Below are 16,683 nucleotides of genomic sequence, written 5' to 3'. Positions count from 1 at the left end.
ACTGGACAGTGCCTGAGGTGCTGGAAGATGGCTGCGACAGAGCGGCCGCCGCTACACCAGGAAGCCAAGCTCGAACGAACTGCGGTGGGATCCTTGTTATCTGATGCGCTCGTTGCGTGGAGCTCTGAAACCGCTCCAGTGCTTCCCTGTCGAGTGGCATGAATGCGACTAGGCTTACGTAGTCGGTCGGACCGGGAACGCTGCTGGAGTCCTGTTCCGGAAGGGTCACCAGCTCCCATTGGGCGGAGGTCGCCGCAGCAGGAACTTTGATGTGTGTCCCCAGTTCGGCCACAGAGACGTTCACCTTCGGACCGCCATGCTGTTCGCACCCGCAGGTCAGTAGGCAGGCGAGCAGCAGCGACCAGCCACGTCGTTGCACGGCGCCCATTGCGTTCACGATAGATGAAACCTGCCGTTCCTGACCGTCACCGTCTTAGGCATTGCGCCATGGCGAGGGTGAGATAGCCATTGCAGCGTCAGGCGTGTCGGGTCTGAGATCTTGCCGAGCGAGTCCTTGACGTTCGCAGCTTGGTCGCCGACCAGGGAGAGGGCGGTCAAGCAGCTCTGCATCAACAGCGTGTCGCGCAGCTGCAGTCGTCGCACGGCTGCTTGCCACTCCAGCAGTAAGAGCTTGTCTTCCGTTCCCGCACCGCAGTGGCCACCGCCGTGCCGCTTCGTCGAAGGCGTTGCAATCGCAACGACGACGAACGCACGGCCCTGGACCGAAATGCCGCGCTGCCCGACCACCAGCAGTTCGCTGGCACTGGACCATGCGCGGTTGAGTTCGGCGCCGACGGAGACGGCGCGCGGGCGATCGGCGCTCAATGCGACGGATACCGTGCCGGTGGTTGACAGCGAGATCGCCAGCGCCGAGCCATCGGGAAGAGGTGTGGCAGCGTAGCAGGACGGAACGAGAAGCGTGATGGAGAGGAACGCACGCTGAAGGAAGATCATGTCCATCTGATCGCCGCTGTGAATCGACTATGTGGCTGTCCTGCCAGCTGGAGAGGGAGTCAACCGTTAGCCCTGATGCTCGTCCCACTGCCAGTGGGTCGCGCCGTAGTCGGTGGTGAAGGCTGGCATCACCTCGCCCTGATGAAAGGGGCGACGGCTATTGGCCTTCGACGGAGTGAACCACCACCCTTCACGGGGGCAAGGCTGGCCCGCGGCGCACCGCAATCGAGTGGCCACAACCTCGTTCGTGTTCTCGACGCCATCCTCTTCATCGGATTCGCCGTCGATCATCTCCACAAAATACCAATCGGTAGGCCGCTTCACGAAGCTCTGCATGCTTACGATCGTTCCAGCCCATCGCGGATCCTTCTCGTCGTCGACGTCGAAGCCATGCCGGTCGGTCACTTCGCCGCGCCGAAAGGCATCCGACGCAAAAGCGGCCATCTTGGAGCCGTCTACCCAGAGCGCGTCCCGACCAACAGCAGCCAGTGCGCGGAGGCCAATGTCGTTAAAAGTGCGCGCCTGCCCAATGACGCCATCGCCGTTTCCCGTCCAAGCAAATTGAAGAGTGGCATGTGGATCGTCTTGGGCAACGTAAACGCCTGTCCGAGGCGGGCGCTTCCCGGAAACTCCAAAAACATCGGTTCTGACCCGTAGCTTTGGCAGCCTGGGAAAAAGCGTGCGGCTCTCCTCCCAGGCCATCACCATAGCGAAGTCGTCCAAGTTTCTGGCACCCCCCGTCCCTGCTGCGCTATCCACCTTCCCTGCGTACCTATAGACCTTTTCCCACTGCTTCTTGAAGCGCTGCTCTTCGTCTGGCGTCATCCAAAGGGAAGAGTGCTCTTCAATCATGCGAGAGCATTGATTCGCGCCGGTAAATTCATATGACTCGACGGCCCGCAGCGCGATGTCTTTGATGGTCGCCTTGCGGAAGTCCTCCAGCGAGGAGTAAACGAATGTGGACCAGTTGGTGGCTGTGTCGCGCACTCCCCAACGATCGTTGGTCAGCAATATGTCTCGCCCCTGTTGCTTGGCAAGTTCGAGGTCCACATCCACTCCGTGGAGCAAGGCGTCGATCAAGGTCTTCAATGCCTTGAGGTAGTCCAGCGACATCCAGTGGTACAGCAGCGTGGCCTGCCGTTTCTGCTGCAACGACAGGCCTGCCTCCAGAGCAGCTCCGCGTGTGTGCACGTTGATGTCAGCCCTCATTGCGCAGTGGCAACAATTTGGACGCCGATGTCAATGCTGAATCCTGGTGTGGCGAGCGGCCGGCTCAACCAGCTGGTCAGCCTTGACGCTCGTCCCGCTGCCAGATGGTCGCGCCGTTGTCAGTGGTGAAGGTCGGCATTACCTCGCTTGCTGGAAGTGCCGGCGGCCGCCGGCCGGGTGACCGGCTTCGACGCGGCCGCTTGAGCTGCTGGTTTCGTCGTTCGGTTTAAGCATCACCGTACGACCTGTTGGGCGTACGGGGTGCCACACGGCTTCAATCAGTTCGAATTCGTCAGCAGTGCCGTAGTCCTCGTCGATACTAAGCACTTCATAGGCCGGTTGCATGATCTGAATGCCTTGACGTGCGAATACAAGGGCTGCACGCCCCATGCCAGTGGATGGGACCCACACGCCGCTCCAAGGGACGATGTCACCCGTGCGGCATGACATGGTGGTATCTGCTCGATATTCAGGGATGGCGGTCGTGGTGGAGGTGAGCAGTTCCTCTTGACTGTTGAGAATGAAATCGCTCGGGCGCCCCAAGTCATGCGGAACGCAGGTCCGCCAGTCTTCTGTGCCGTTCTTGTAGCTGTCACTTGTGTACATCTGGCTCATGACAAGCGCGAACCAAAAGGTGCTGCACACGGAATAGGCTCCATTGAGCTGATCAAGGAAAAGCGCTTGCAGATCGCCTTCCATCCAGTTCACGTTGCCCTCGCGAAGCCCGCGGGGGACATCTTCCAAACGACCTCCCCAAGAGATCATTGGATCGAATTCACCATGGTCCAGTGCCGCCTTGGCTGAATCGAATGTCTGAAGCAAGCTCTCCAGCACTCCTCCCCAATAGGGAACGGGTCTGTAGTCGGCGACCCATGGATTCGAGCTCACCCCGCCAAGCAAAGTAACCACTGCTTCTTGCGCGAGATCACGTGGACGCGTCATGAACGACGACGACGTTGCGGTGTACCAAAGGTGTGCCTCGAGGCTCAGATTGCGGTGCATGGGTTGCACGGCCGTCATGGGCTGCGCTACCGCTCGCGGCTCCATACCCAACGTACCTCGTTTCCGCGATACGAGGGCAGCGGCTCGCCCTTTCGAACCTCGACGCTTGAACGTACATCGTCGACTGTTACCCAAATGCCACTGCGTGGGGAGGGTGCCCCGCTATCCGCAAATACAAGCTCGTCATACGGCACTGTGTTGCCGTTTAATTCCGCCCGGCCCTTGTCGTCGATGGTCAATGGAACTTTGCCCGAGGCAGCTCTTTCCGAGAAGATCTCGATAGCGCCCTTTAACGCTACGAAGAAGTCCCAGTCGGAGAGGTCCTGCACCATGGCCGCGGCGGTGAAGTCAGAGCCGTAGAGCTTGAGGTAATGCTCGGAGTTGTATGTGAGCTCATACAACGGCGCACCATCTGCGTCAACGAGGGTCACAGTACTCAGTCCCTGACGGAGACGGCCGTCGCCGTGCTTCGCCGGTTCAATCCGGCAACGCATGCCGGGACGTGACTCTAAGGTTCTGCCGTCCGTCAGCTTCTGGCAGATTTCGAAAACGGTGCCGTCATCCGCGCGAAAGACAAAGCGGTCATCGTCGGTCCAGTAGGAGAAGTAGCGTCTGCCGTCCTCAACTGTATAACTGCCTCGAACCGGTAAGTCAGCCAACACACGCGCGCTAGCCGGCTTTTCTGAGTCATCGACGGGCCTCCAGCGGCCGCTCAAGTGGTCGAGGTCGATGATGTCGCTGCAAGTGTGATGTCGATAGAGCCACACAGCGGTCTCCTAGGGGGAAGGGTTAACAATGGCGTCAATGCGCCTCAGGAGGTCTGCTGTCGTTGCAGGGTCTCCAGTCTTCTTCTCCCTGTGGAACTCCATGATCAAGTCCCAAGGAAAATCCCCTCCGCCAGGGTTCTGAGCGCCTTCAATAATCTGCGTGTCCGTCTTCGGCTTGCCTTTCCCGATGGGCACTCGTTCACGCGTTTTTGGGTGAATGGCGTAGCCCCGCTTAAGGTCGTCGTACTTGGGGCCAAGAGGGTCGCCGTAGAGCTCCTGGTTGCGCTTATAGATGACCTCACGAAGCTCGGGGTCGGTCTTGTCCTTGAACTCCTTGCCTATAGCGCGCCGTTCAGCATTCGCGGCTTTGGCAATTTCCTCTTCGCTCTTTCCAGCGGCCTTCATGCCGTCGACCATGCCACCTACGCGGCGCTTGACCGCTACTTCGTAATCCAGACGCAAAAGCGGCTTTGCGCTGTGCGCGAGTGTGTTCGCGGTGTCGGTCGCCCCTTCTAGCTTTGCTGGTTTTGCTCGGGCGAGCAGTGTGTCCAGTTCCTGTTTGAGGAATCGCATAGCCTCAGGGACTTTCTCTCGCCCGAGCTTCTGTAATTGGGCGATTTGTCGCTCTACGAGTTCCAACCGCTTTAGGTTGTCGCCCAGGACTTGTCGAGCCAGCCACATGTGGCGAACGTCGGAAATCCCAAGAACAATCTTCTGGGTGATTTCATCAAAGTGCTTGAGTGCGGTTTTGCTGTACTGGTCGATAGGTAGGCTCTTGAGCCACTTCACCGGATCGCCTTTGCCCGCTCCGCGCACGATAGCGAGAATCACTTCAAGCGCTTCATCGCCGTGCTTTCCTCCTTGCTTCAAGAACTTCTGCAAGACCTTGAATACGCCCTTAAGCAAGCTACCGAGGACAGGGATCAACCCAACCAAGGTGATGGCCAGTGCCACCCACTTCCACTTGTCGCTGGAGTCTTTGGATAGTTGGTGAAGATTCGCGATGACGTCTCGCACGTCAGCAACTTGGTCGACAACCGGGATCGCTGTGATGATTCCGCCAACGATCGTCTGGGAAAGGCTTGGATCTTCGTTGAAGTCGCCTTGCAGGACGCCCCAAAACCAATCAAGCGCGTCATTCATGTTGTGCGACCACCAAAGAACAGGGCGTAGAGCGCCGCGGCCTGGTCGGGGTTTACAGTTCGTCCATACGCAGGATTCGCTGGAGATTCCTCGACGGGGTCAGGCTGCCAAGCGCGTTGATCTTCGCCAATCTCGACAGTCGCAAGACCACTGTGCACCCCATCGATGCGGGCTTGCCCGTCATCGCCGAGCGTTGTGCGGCGAATGCTCCCATCCTCAAAGCGGACTTGTACCGGCGCTCCTTGTACAGGTGAGCCGTCGTTGTACTTCCGCTCAATCTCGATGAAGTGGATGAGTTCGGCTGTTGAGCCCATCGGCAGCGCGTCCAACGTCGCTCTAGCGCTCGCCGCGCCTTGCCAGTCATGCGTGGCCGCCTTCACCGTAAAACTACCCGGCGTCTTGAACGTGATGTCGCCACCATCCAGCACCACCGAGCTGTCCCCGCCCACCAGCTCGATCTTGGTCTTCGCACTGATCGAGATCTCGTCGTTCACGCTGACCACCTGCACCGCCTGATCGGCCAGGATCTCCAGCCGGTCGGTGTGGGCGCGCAAGGACACCGGCCCGTTGGCCGCCTTCACCTGGATGCCGTTGTCGTGCGTGTACCAGCTGGCCGTGCGCCCGGCCACGACGCTCGCCGTGTGGGCCGCCGTTTCCTGCCAGTCGCCTTGGCTCACCCAGGCCTGGTCCTGCCCCGCGAAGGTTGCAATGCTGGCTTCACTGGTGAGCGCCATGGCGCTGGCCGAGTCGATCAGCACGGTGGGTGTGGCAGGGCGCTCCACCGGGTCGGTGGGCTGGCGCTGGCTGTCGGCCTTGCGGGCGTCCTGGCCGTTGACCGTGCCCTCGTGTTTGCCGTCCTGCTGCGGGTCCACGCTGCGGATCAGGCGAGGGAGGGATTGCTCGGCTTCGTGCGGTTTGAGCACCTGCGCCTTCATCACTTGCGCGGCGCCATTCAGGCGTTCGCCCAGGTCCTGGGCGGCCTTCAGCTGCGCCACCGCTTCAGCCGCATCCATCTGGGTGGACTCAGCGCTGCCGTAGGTGCCGGCCCGCGCGCTGGTGCTGATCAGCAGGCCTTGGGCGGCGCGCAGGCTGCCCCAGCCTTGTGTCGTCACTTCGAAACCTGCCCCGCGGGCGCTGCCGCGCTGGCCCTGGGCCGGGGCTTGCTGGATCAAGTGCCCCAGGCCGATTTCGCTGGCGGCGTAGCTGCACAGCAGGCGCATGCGCAACTGGCCAGTGGCATCGTCCAAGGTCCATTCGTTGTAGCCGCCGCGGTCCAGCGTGGGGCTGTGCACGCCGCTGATCACGCCGGGATGGTTGACGCCGGAGTCCACACCGGCTGCGAAGGGCGGTGTGTCCCGGCCGTTGTGCAGCTGGCGCGTCACCACGGGGCGGTCGATGTCGCCTTCGACGAAGTCGACCACCACCTCGGTGCCGATGCGCGGCACGAACACCGCGCCCCAGTTGGCGCCGGCCGCCGGCTGGGCCACGCGCACCCAGGCGCCGCTGCGTTCGTCACCCGGGGCGTTGCCTTCCGGCAGTGCGCTGGTGTCGTCGTGCGGCAGGCCACCGGGGTTGGGCCGCTGGCCGCGCTGCCAGTGGAACTGCAGCTTCACGCGCAGGTCGCGTTCGGTGGTGATCGCCTCGCCGTCCAGGCCGACCACCAGCGCCGTCTGGGTGCCGTGCGCAGTGGGGCGCGGGTGTTGGGCGGGAAGCACCGGCACGTCGGCCGGCTGGGCCAGCAGGCGGCTGCGGTAGCTGCCTTTGTCGAGCTCGCTGCGGCCGGTCAGGCGGGCGGCCTGGGCGCCCAGGTTGTTGACGGCTTCGTGTTCCACCCGCAGGGCGAGGTAGTCGCCGCTGAGTGATCCATGCTCCACCAGCTCGAAGCGCTGGCCCGGCTCCAGGCCGCGCACCGTGCCTTGCGCTTCGTAGCGCAGGGCGTGTTGTTCGTGCGCCTGCAGCGCCAGGGTGGCGGCGCGCTGGGCGTGGGCGGTGTTTTCGTAGCGGTAGGCGCCGGAGCCGTCGTAGTGTTCCAGCGGCGGCAGTTCGCCGGCCACCGCGCTGCGTTCTTCGGCCGCCACGCCGGCCAGGCGTTTGTAGTCCCACGACCCGCGGGTGACTGCATTGGTCACCACCTGGCGCGTGGCGGCAAAGCGGGTGAGGGTGTCCACCGCCGCGCCACGCTCGGCGCTGTCGCGTGCGGGCGCAAAGCGCATCGCACCGAAGGAGGGCCGCTCAGCACGGGTGTCACGGATCACCAGGCAGTGGCGGGCCTGGGCCCGCGCGTCGGCGTCGCTGGCAGCGTCGCCGTCCAGGTGCTCGAAGTGGTAGCTCAGGCCTTCTTCGGCGAGCAGGCGGCTGATGAAGTCGAAGTCGGTTTCCTGGTATTGCGTGCAGATGCTGCGCACGCGCAGGGTGTCGCTCACTTCCACGCGCCAGTGGGCCTGGGGGTGGTCGCGGAAGACCTCCTCGATGACCTGCAGCGCGGTTTTGTCCTGGAACAGGAAGCTGTCCTCGCGCCGCTGCAAAAAGGCGAGCCACGGGCGCATCAGCAGGCGGTAGCGCGCCAGGCCGCCGTCGCCGCCGAGCTGGGAGGCTTCGGTGACGTAGCCGTGCCAGGGGCGGTAGGTGCTGTCGGCGGTGCGCAGGCGCAGGGTGATCTGTTGGCCGATCAGCGCGGCGAGGTCGAAGTAGGCACTGGTGGACAGCGCTTCGATCTCGATGTGGAACGGGGCGTCGGTTTGTTCGACGATGTGGGCGCGCTCGGGGATGAGCGCGCTGTGCGGCAGGGCGGTCTCGAGCTGCAGCAGACGGCCTTGCGGCGACAGCACATCGAGGAAGCCGAAGGCGCTGCCGAGCAGTTGCGCCGCCAGTTGGCTTCCCTCATCGACAAGACGACTGCTTGCCGCCTGGAAGGCGGTTGGCGACACGCCGTGCATTGACACTCCCTGTGTTGCGTCCACGCTGTGGCGCGTGGTCGGCGGGATTGTCCGGGAGCAACCCGGCGTGCCGCCCCCCTCAGTATGGGGAGCTGTGTAACCAGATGCTTAAGCCGGCGCTGTTTCGTCGGCCCGCACCACCACCTCGCCGCGCAATGAATGCGGCAGCGCCTGCGTGATGGTCACGTCGATCATCTGGCCCACCAGGCGCGGCGTGCCCTTGAAGTTGACGATGCGGTTGCACTCGGTGCGGCCCATCAGCTCGGTCTTGTCCTTGCGGCTGGGGCCTTCCACCAGGATGCGCTGCACCGTGCCCACGCGGCTGGCGCTGATGCGCTGCACGTTGGCTTCGATGGTGGCCTGCAGGTGCTGCAGGCGCTTCAACTTCACGTCCTGCGGCGTGCTGTCCTCCAGCGCGGCGGCCGGCGTGCCGGGGCGTGGGCTGAACACGAAGCTGAAGCTGCTGTCGTAGCCGACGTCCTCGATCAGCTTCATCATCTTGTTGAAGTCATCCTCGGTCTCGCCGGGGAAGCCGACGATGAAGTCGCTGCTCATGCTGATGTCGGGCCGCACGGCGCGCAGCTTGCGGATGGTGCTTTTGTATTCCAGCGCCGTGTAACCGCGCTTCATTGCCATCAGGATGCGGTCGCTGCCGTGCTGCACCGGCAGGTGAAGGTGGTTCACCAGCTGCGGCACCTTGGCGTACACGTCGATCAGGCGCTGGGTGAACTCGTTCGGGTGGCTGGTGGTGTAGCGGATCCGCTCGATGCCGGGAATCTCGGCCACGTATTCGATCAGCAGTGCAAAGTCGGCGATCTCGCTGGTGCCGCCCATGGTGCCGCGGTAGGCGTTCACGTTCTGGCCCAGCAGCGTCACTTCCTTCACGCCCTGGTCGGCCAGGCCGGCCACTTCCGTCAACACGTCCTCGAACGGGCGGCTCACCTCCTCGCCGCGGGTGTAGGGCACCACGCAGTACGAGCAGTACTTGGAGCAGCCTTCCATGATGGAGACAAAGGCCGATGCGCCGTCCACGCGCGCAGGGGGCAGGTGGTCGAACTTCTCGATCTCCGGGAAGCTGATGTCCACCTGCGGGCGGCGTGTTTCGGTGCGTGCCTTGATCATCTGCGGCAGCCGGTGCAGCGTCTGCGGGCCGAACACCATGTCCACATAAGGCGCGCGCTCCACGATGGCGGCGCCTTCCTGACTGGCCACGCAGCCGCCCACGCCGATCAGCACGCCCTTGTTCTTCAGGTGCTTCACGCGGCCGAGGTCACTGAACACCTTTTCCTGCGCCTTCTCGCGCACCGAGCAGGTGTTGAAGAGGATCAGGTCCGCCTGCTCCACGTCGGTGGTGGGCTCGTAGCCCTCGGCGGCCTTCAGCACGTCGGCCATCTTGTCCGAGTCGTACTCGTTCATCTGGCAGCCGAAGGTCTTGATGAAGACTTTTTTCATGGCTTGCTCCAGGTGCGGGCAGCGGGGTTGTATTCCCAGGTTTCGGCCTCCTGCAGCGTGCGCGGCCAGGGCTTCACGGCCAGCTCATCGGCGTTGAGGATCCACACGTCCTTCACCAGGCCGTTGCCTTCGGTGGTGTAGTGCACGATCGCTTTGCCGCCAACGACGTTGCCCTGCAGCACGAGCATGTTGTTCTCGCCGCGGATGCGGGCGCCGGGCGCCAGGCGGGCCGGCTGCCCGTTGAGCAGCACCTCCGGCGGCGCGGTGAACACCATGTCGCCGCGCAGCGCGTTGCGGGGGAAGGGGCGCTGCATCTGGGCAGCGGCGGGCAGGGCGAGTGCAAGGGCCACCGCACAGGCGGCCAGGGGTGCACAGCGAAGCATGGTGTAGATCCAGGGGCTGTGGGGGAAGGGGGCATTTTAGGCCGGCCGGGCCTGTGGCTTGCTGTGCCGGAAGGCGCACTCCGGAGGCAAACCATGTCCATCCCCCTTGAAGGCACCCACCAGCACGCCAAGAGCGGCAAGGTCTACAGCTACCGCGCGGAGTACCGCACCCAGGACGGCAACGTGGTCTGGAACGCCAGCGTGCTGCAGGACGGTGAGCTCCGCCTGCAGCCAGGCGGCACCGTGGCCGCGCAGACGCCGGCGGCCGACGCCATCGCCGAAAGCGTGGTGGTGGACGCGGTGGTGCGGGCGATCGACGCCTTCGATGACGGCGAACCAGGGCTTTGATTCGGCCGGCCCCGGGGTGATCAGTCCACCGCCAATGCCGCATCCACGTCGCGCAGCTCCGCCTCGCTCAGCGGCATGGCGCGGGTGGCGCGCACCGCGTCCAGCACCTGCTGGGGCCGGCTGGCGCCGATCAGCACCGAGCTCACCTCCGGCCGCCGCAGCACCCAGGTGAGCGCCATCTGCGCCAGCGGCTGCCCGCGTTGCCGCGCCACCGCATGCAGCGCCTGGATGACGCGCAGCCGCTGCGGCGTGAGCTGCTCGCGGGTGAGGAAGCCCACGCCTTTGGCGATGCGCGAATCGGCCGGGATGTCGGTGCCGAGGTAGCGCTCGGTCAGCAGGCCCTGGGCCAGCGGCGAGAAGGCGATGGCGCCGATGCGTTCCTCCGCCAGCGTGTGCAGCACCTGGTCGGTGGCCGTCTGGTCGAGCAGGCTGTAGCGCTGCTGGTGGACGACGCACGGTGTGCCCAGGTCGCGCAACATGGCGGCCGCCTGGCGCAGCCGGGGCGCGTCGTATTTCGACAGGCCGACGTACAGCGCCCGCCCGCTGCGCACGATGTGCGCCAGCGCACCCATGGTCTCTTCCAGCGGCGTGTCGGGGTCGGGCCGGTGGTGATAGAAGATGTCCACGTAGGGCAGCCCCAGGCGCTTCAGGCTCTGGTCGATGCTGGCGATCAGGTGCTTGCGCGAGCCCCAGTCGCCATAGGGGCCGGGCCACATCGGGTGTCCGGCCTTGGTCGCGATGACGACCTCGTCGCGGTGGGCCGCGAAGTGCTCGCGGAACAGCCGGCCGAAGTGTTCCTCCGCCGCCCCGGGAGGCGGCCCATAGTTGTTGGCCAGGTCAAAGTGGGTGATGCCGTGGTCGAAGGCCGTACGCAGCGTGGCCCGCATGGTGTCCACGGCATCGCCCTCCCCGAAGTTATGCCACAGCCCCAGCGACACCGCGCCAAGCAACAGGCCGCTGTGGCCGCAGCGCCGATAGGGCATGCCGCTGGGAAGTTGAGCCGACGTGTTCATGTCGCCATTCTCCTAGCGGCCGGGGTGCCACACCCGGCGCATGAACCATTGCAAAGCCCAGCGGCCGCCGCGGAACCGGCTTCGCCGGGCCGCTGGCGGCGCCCCCTTGAGGGGGCAGCGCCGAAGGCGCTCCGGGGGTGGGCCGGATTCAGAACCACCACTCGACCTGGGCACCATAGCTGGTGCCCGAGGTCTTGTCTGCAAACGCCGGCTGGCCGGTGACGTTGCCGGCGGCGGTGTTCCAGTTGGCGTGCGTCACGTACAGGCGGAACTCCGGCCGGTCGAAGAAGCCCGGGCCCACCGACAGCGTCGGCGCCAGCGTCACCTTGGTCAGGCGAGCCTTCTCGCCGCCGTCGGGCTTGTACTGCGACACGCCCACTTCAGCCAGGAGCTTGAAGTTCTTGGTCATCGCATAGGACACCCGCCCGCCGATGCTGGTGGAGTCGGTATTGACCCCAGCCGCATCCTTCTCGCGTGCAAACAGCGCCATCGCCTGGCCGCCGAAGGCGCCCTTCTGCCAGTTGATGCTTTCCACCACGCGCCAGCTCTTGTTGTCGAACGGGCGGGTGAGGTCGCCGAAGTTGGCGTTCAGGGCAGTGGAGCCGGCGGCGAACTGCAGCCACAGCATGTTGTTCACGCCGCTGCCGGCGCCGAAGAGGTCCTTCTGGTCGTGGCGCAGGGTGAGGCCCGCGCCTTTGGTGCCGCCGTCGAAGTCACCTTGCGTGGCGGTGGCAAAGAAGTTCAAGGTGCCGCCCGGGTTGAGCCCGATGTCCACGTACTCCACGTTCAGGCGGTTGCCGGGGTGCTCCGCGTCGCTGTCGGTCTTGTAGAACGCCACGCCGAGCTTGCCCGGGCCCACGCTGAAGCCCTTGGCGCCGGCGCCCACGCCTTTCATCTCCACGAAGAAGGTGTCCACGATGTGCACGTCGCTGCGGCGGCCACGCTCCTTGCCGATCCAGAAGGTGGCTTCCGGCGCGATGTCGAAGCCCTTGGCCTCGGCCCACATCTGCTCGATGTTCAGGCCTTCGTCGGGGCTGTCCTGCGTGGCCGGTGTGTAGTGGTTGACCATCAGGTTGGCGCTGTACTCGATGCCGTCCTTCTTGAAACCCTGGCTGAGCTGGAACTCGCCGTAGAAGTCGCATTCGTTGCCCAGGCGGTACTTCATGCCCGAGGAGCCGCCGTTCAGGCCGTAGCAGGCGCGTGAGGTGTTGTTGGCCGAGGTCAGGCCCGGGCCGGCGCGGAAGTAGCCGCTGTAGTCCAGGGCATGCGCGGCGCCGCTGGCAAGCAGCGCGGCCAGGCCGGCCGCGAAGGCGGTGGTCTTGAAGGTGAAGGTCAAGGTGAGGTCTCCGTTTTGTTGGTCTGCAAATGGATGCGCCAAGGCAAAGCGCTGCCCGGCGCGGTGAAACACCGCGTTTGCGATGAAGGGAACGGGGAAGGAAAGAGCGGCTGGGTCAGCCGCTGCCGCGGTGCAGCCTCATGGGCTGCGCCGGTGTCGCCGAAGTTCGAACAGCCGCTGCAGCAGGCAGAAAGCCAGCAGCAGCGCGCCGATGACGATGCGGGTCCACCAGGAACTCAGCGTGCCGTCGAACATGATCAAGGTCTGGATGAGCCCCAAGGTGAGCACGCCGAAAAGCGTGCCGAACACGGTGCCCACCCCGCCGGCGAGCAGGGTGCCGCCGATCACCACGGCGGCGATCGCGTCGAGCTCCAGGCCCACCGCATGCAGGCCGTAGCCGGACAGCATGTAGAACGTGAACACCACGCCACCCAGCGCGGAGCAGAAGCCGCTGAAGGCATACACGCCGATCAGCGTGCGCGGTACCGGCAACCCCATCAGCACGGCCGACTGCTCGTTGCCGCCGACGGCATACACGGTGCGGCCGAACTGCGTGAAGTGCGCGATCCACATCGCCACCGCCACCACCGCCAGGGCGATGATCGCGCCCACCGACAGGCTGGCATCGGCCCACAACGGCACGCGCAGCTGCGAGACATCGGAGAACCAGGCATTCGTGATGCTGATCGAATCGATGCTGATGAGATAACACAGCCCGCGCGCGAGGAACATGCCGGCCAGCGTCACCAGGAAAGGCTGCAGGCGGAAGCGTTGGATCAGCAGCCCCATCAGCCCGCCGAACGCGGTGCCCATCAGCAGCACCAGCGGAATCACCGCCAGCGGATGCCAGCCATGCCGCTCCACCAGCGAGGCCGACACCATGGTGGTGAGCGCCACCACGGAGCCCACGGAGAGATCGATGCCGCCTGACAGGATGACGAAGGTCATGCCCACTGCGACGATGCAGAGGAACGCGTTGTCGATCAGCAGGTTGAGGAACACCTGCAGGGACAGGAAGCCGGTGTACATCACCGAGCCGGCCGCTGCGGCGACGAGGAAGAGCGCGATGGTGACCGTCAGCGGCAGCAGACGTGCGTCAAGGCGGCGTGCCGCGGCGGGTGACGGTGTCGCCGGGAGCGCGGTCGGCGTGGGCATCTGTAGTTGGGCGCTCATGCTGAGTGCTCGGTGGATAGTGCGCGGAAGTGCGGTGCGGCGAGGCCGGCGGGCACCCGACTCCGCTCATGCCCGGGGCGGGGGCCCCGGGCGCTCGCCAGGCACAAACAGTCCACTGGACTGTTTGTGTCCGGGCTCTCTCCCCCGGCCCGGGCTTCGCCCGTGCCTCCTCCTTTACTTCCCGGAGTCGGGTACCCACCGTCCTCGATTCGGTGCGTTGGGTGTTCTCCACCGTCGAACAGCCACGGTGGTGCCGGATCGGGACGGTGGGGTGTTCTGCGTAGCGAAGTAAAGGAGGAGGCGGCGCCCGAAGGGCGACGACGGGGGACATGAGCGCAGCAGAGCACCCCGGCGGCCCGATCAAGCTCCAACCTTCGCATGCAATACGGGTTCATTGCATTCCCCCGACCGCTTGAGGTCGACGCGCCCACCCAACCACCGTGCGTCGGAACTCGGCCGACTGCAGCAGCATCACGGCGAACACGACCACCGCCTTCACCACCAGGTTCACCTCGGGAGGAACGCCAAGCGAATAGATCGCATAGGTGAGCGTCTGGATCGAGAGCGCACCGATCACGCTGCCGCCCAGGCTGAAGCGCCCGCCGGTGAGCGCAGTGCCGCCCAGCGTGACCGCGAGGATGGCGTCCAGCTCCATCAGCATGCCGGCGTTGTTGCCGTCGGCGCTCTTCACGTTGGAGCTGATCACCAGGCCCGCCACGCCAGCGCACAGGCTGCAGAACGCATAGACCCAGAACACGATGCGGCGGGTGGGCACGCCGGCGATGCGGGCCGCCGCGGGGTTGATGCCGGCGGCTTCGATGAACAGGCCCAGGGCGGTGCGGCGCGTCAGCCACAGCAGCGCGGCGAGCAACGCGGCGACCACGTACACCACCACCGGCAGGCCGAAGAGGTAGCCGTTGCCCAGCACGAAGTACGGCGGGTAGTACACGGTGATGATCTGGCCGCCGGTGATCAGCTGGGCGATGCCGCGGCCGGCCACCATCAGCACCAGGGTGGCGATGATGGGTTGCAGGCCCACCTTGGAGACCAGCAGCCCGTTCCATGCGCCGCACAGCAAGGCCACGCCCAGCGCCGCAGCCATGGCCACGGCCATCGGGAAGCGGCTGGCGTGCACGGCCACGCCGTCCTGCACCACCAGCGAGCCGCCCACCATCCAGGCGGCAATGGCGGCGGACACCGCGACCACCGCACCCACCGAGATGTCGATGCCGCGGGTGGCGATCACCAGCGTCATGCCGAGCGACACCAGGATCAGCGGCGAGGCGCTCTTGGCAATGTCCACCAGGCTGCCGTAGAGGTGGCCGTCGCGCCACTCCAGGTGCAGGAAGCTGGAGTTGAAGGCGGCGTTCACTACCAGCAGCATGGCCAGCGTGGCGAGGGGCCACAGCAGGGGATGCCGGCGCGCGGCGTGCAGCAGGGTCGAAGTGGGCGATGGGCTCATGCCGGGCTCGCGATCATCTGGTACACGTCCTGCTCGCTGCTGCCGCCGGGCAGCTCGCCCACCAGGCGGCGGTCGCGCAGCACCGCGATGCGGTGCGACACGCGCACCACTTCCTCGATCTCCGACGAGATGAAGAGCACCGCCATGCCGTCGCCGGCCAGGCGCAGGATCTCGTCCATGATTTCCTGCTTGGCGGCCACGTCGATGCCGCGGGTGGGCTCATCGAGGATCAGCAGCTGCGGGTCGGTGGCCAGCCAGCGCGCCAGCACCGCCTTCTGCTGGTTGCCGCCGGAAAGCTGGCCGATCGGCATCTCGATGTCGGCCACCTTGATGCCCAGCGCCTTCACGTAGTGCTGCGCCAGGCGCACCTGCTCGTCGGCCGGCACGCGGCGCCAGAGGCCGCGGCGCGCCTGCAGCGCCAGCATGATGTTCTCGCGCACCGACAGCTCGGCCACGATGCCATCGGCCTTGCGGTCCTCGGGGCACAGGCCGATGCCGTGGTGCAGCGCGTCGGCGGGTGCCTTGATCTGCGCCGGCTTGCCGCCCACCTGCATGCCGCCGGCGTCCGAGGGTTGCAGGCCGAACAGCAGCTGCGCCAGCTCGGTGCGGCCCGAGCCGAGCAGGCCGCCCAGGCCCACCACTTCGCCGCGCCGCACCGCCAGGTCCACCGGATGCAGCAGGCCGCGCTGGCCCAGGCCGTTCATCTCCACGATCGGCGTGCCCTCGGCCTGTGTCGCCGGTGCACACCACTCGCCCACGCACTGCGCAAACTCGCGTCCCACCATGGCCGACACCAGCGCTTGAGCCGGCAGGTCCTGCGTGAGGTGTTCGCCCACCAGCTCGCCGTTGCGCAGCACGGTGATGCGGTCCGCCAGTTCGTACACCTGGTCCAGGAAGTGGGTGACGAAGAGGATCGCCATGCCCTCGTCGCGCAGGCGGCGCAATACGGTGAACAGGCGCTGCACTTCCTCATCGTCCAGGCTGGACGTCGGTTCGTCCAGGATCAGCACGCCGGCCGACACGCTGAGCGCGCGGGCAATCGCCACCATCTGCTGCACCGCCACCGGAAAGCTGCCCAGCGGCTGCGTCACGTCGATCTGCAGGTTCAGGCGCGTGAGCAGCTCCGCCGAACGGGCGTTCATGGCCGCCCAGTCGATGCGCCACAGCTTGCGCGGATAGCGGCCCGCAAAGACGTTCTCCGCCACCGACAGGTTGGGGCAGAGGTTCACCTCCTGGTAGACGGTGCTGATGCCCAGGCGCTGGGCATCCATCGGCGAGCGCGGGGCGATCGGTTCGCCGCGCAGCGTGACGCTACCGGCATCGGCCCGGTAAACGCCCGTCATCACCTTGATGAGCGTGGATTTGCCCGCGCCGTTCTGGCCCATGAGGGCGTGGACCTCGCCCGGAAACAGGCGCAGGCCGGCCCCTTTCAGGGCCCACACGCCCGCGAACTGTTTGCCGATGCCGGAAAGTTCCAGGACCGGATCCACTGCAGCGCTGCGCAT

Annotated in this window: 14 protein-coding genes; 1 reads left to right on the top strand and 13 read right to left on the bottom strand. The window is 65.4% G+C overall.

Features of this window, described 5'->3' with window-relative positions; translation table 11 throughout:
* Positions 1-393 precede the first annotated feature (393 nt).
* From VPH43_RS01955 to VPH43_RS01920, 8 genes are all read right to left on the bottom strand, one after another.
* On the bottom strand, positions 394-960 hold the full coding sequence (locus VPH43_RS01955) for a hypothetical protein (RefSeq protein ID WP_328575961.1): 567 nt from the start codon (positions 958-960) through the stop codon (positions 394-396).
* 60 nt (positions 961-1,020) lie between these two features.
* Positions 1,021-2,163: a hypothetical protein gene (locus VPH43_RS01950; protein ID WP_328575960.1), complete on the bottom strand. Its 1,143-nt coding sequence runs from the start codon at positions 2,161-2,163 to the stop codon at positions 1,021-1,023.
* Positions 2,164-2,301: 138 nt separating this feature from the next.
* Positions 2,302-3,183, bottom strand: coding sequence for a hypothetical protein (locus VPH43_RS01945; RefSeq protein WP_328575959.1), 882 nt, complete (start codon positions 3,181-3,183; stop codon positions 2,302-2,304).
* A gap of 8 nt (positions 3,184-3,191) precedes the next feature.
* On the bottom strand, positions 3,192-3,932 hold the full coding sequence (locus VPH43_RS01940) for a hypothetical protein (protein WP_328575958.1): 741 nt from the start codon (positions 3,930-3,932) through the stop codon (positions 3,192-3,194).
* A 9-nt stretch (positions 3,933-3,941) separates the two neighbouring features.
* Positions 3,942-5,075 (bottom strand): hypothetical protein, encoded by a 1,134-nt coding sequence (locus VPH43_RS01935; RefSeq protein WP_328575957.1) that lies wholly within the window; start codon positions 5,073-5,075, stop codon positions 3,942-3,944.
* On the bottom strand, positions 5,072-8,002 hold the full coding sequence (locus tag VPH43_RS01930; RefSeq protein ID WP_328575956.1) for a type VI secretion system Vgr family protein: 2,931 nt from the start codon (positions 8,000-8,002) through the stop codon (positions 5,072-5,074). The genes VPH43_RS01935 and VPH43_RS01930 overlap by 4 nt, the downstream gene beginning before the upstream one ends.
* 117 nt (positions 8,003-8,119) lie before the next feature.
* Complete coding sequence (gene miaB / locus VPH43_RS01925) at positions 8,120-9,463, bottom strand: tRNA (N6-isopentenyl adenosine(37)-C2)-methylthiotransferase MiaB (protein ID WP_328575955.1); 1,344 nt, start codon at positions 9,461-9,463, stop codon at positions 8,120-8,122.
* The gene (locus tag VPH43_RS01920; RefSeq protein WP_328575954.1) at positions 9,460-9,846 is read right to left on the bottom strand and encodes a hypothetical protein; all 387 of its coding nucleotides are present in this window, start codon (positions 9,844-9,846) and stop codon (positions 9,460-9,462) included. Before VPH43_RS01920 ends, miaB begins: the two co-directional genes overlap by 4 nt.
* A gap of 93 nt (positions 9,847-9,939) precedes the next feature.
* Between VPH43_RS01920 and VPH43_RS01915 the strand changes: the two genes are divergently transcribed.
* A complete protein-coding gene (locus VPH43_RS01915) occupies positions 9,940-10,194 on the top strand; it encodes a hypothetical protein (protein WP_328575953.1) in 255 nt (84 codons plus the stop codon).
* Positions 10,195-10,214: 20 nt separating this feature from the next.
* On the opposite strand, the gene VPH43_RS01910 is transcribed toward VPH43_RS01915, so the two are convergent.
* From VPH43_RS01910 to VPH43_RS01890, 5 genes are all read right to left on the bottom strand, one after another.
* Positions 10,215-11,207, bottom strand: a complete 993-nt coding sequence (locus VPH43_RS01910) for an aldo/keto reductase (RefSeq protein ID WP_328575952.1) — start codon at positions 11,205-11,207, stop codon at positions 10,215-10,217.
* Positions 11,208-11,355: 148 nt separating this feature from the next.
* Positions 11,356-12,543: a maltoporin gene (locus VPH43_RS01905; protein ID WP_328575951.1), complete on the bottom strand. Its 1,188-nt coding sequence runs from the start codon at positions 12,541-12,543 to the stop codon at positions 11,356-11,358.
* A 138-nt stretch (positions 12,544-12,681) separates the two neighbouring features.
* Entirely contained in the window at positions 12,682-13,716 is a 1,035-nt protein-coding gene (gene yjfF / locus VPH43_RS01900) for a galactofuranose ABC transporter, permease protein YjfF (RefSeq protein ID WP_328575950.1), read from the bottom strand.
* Positions 13,717-14,107: 391 nt separating this feature from the next.
* Positions 14,108-15,178 carry an ABC transporter permease gene (locus VPH43_RS01895; RefSeq protein WP_328575949.1) on the bottom strand — a complete coding sequence of 357 codons (1,071 nt, stop codon included), beginning with the start codon at positions 15,176-15,178 and terminating at the stop codon, positions 14,108-14,110.
* On the bottom strand, positions 15,175-16,683 hold the full coding sequence (locus tag VPH43_RS01890; RefSeq protein WP_328575948.1) for a sugar ABC transporter ATP-binding protein: 1,509 nt from the start codon (positions 16,681-16,683) through the stop codon (positions 15,175-15,177). Before VPH43_RS01890 ends, VPH43_RS01895 begins: the two co-directional genes overlap by 4 nt.

Source organism: Ideonella sp. BN130291, from assembly GCF_036231905.1.
Taxonomy (GTDB): domain Bacteria; phylum Pseudomonadota; class Gammaproteobacteria; order Burkholderiales; family Burkholderiaceae_C; genus CAMLIZ01.
The sequence above is the reverse complement of the archived record's forward strand: the minus strand, read 5'-3'. Positions and strand labels throughout refer to the sequence as shown.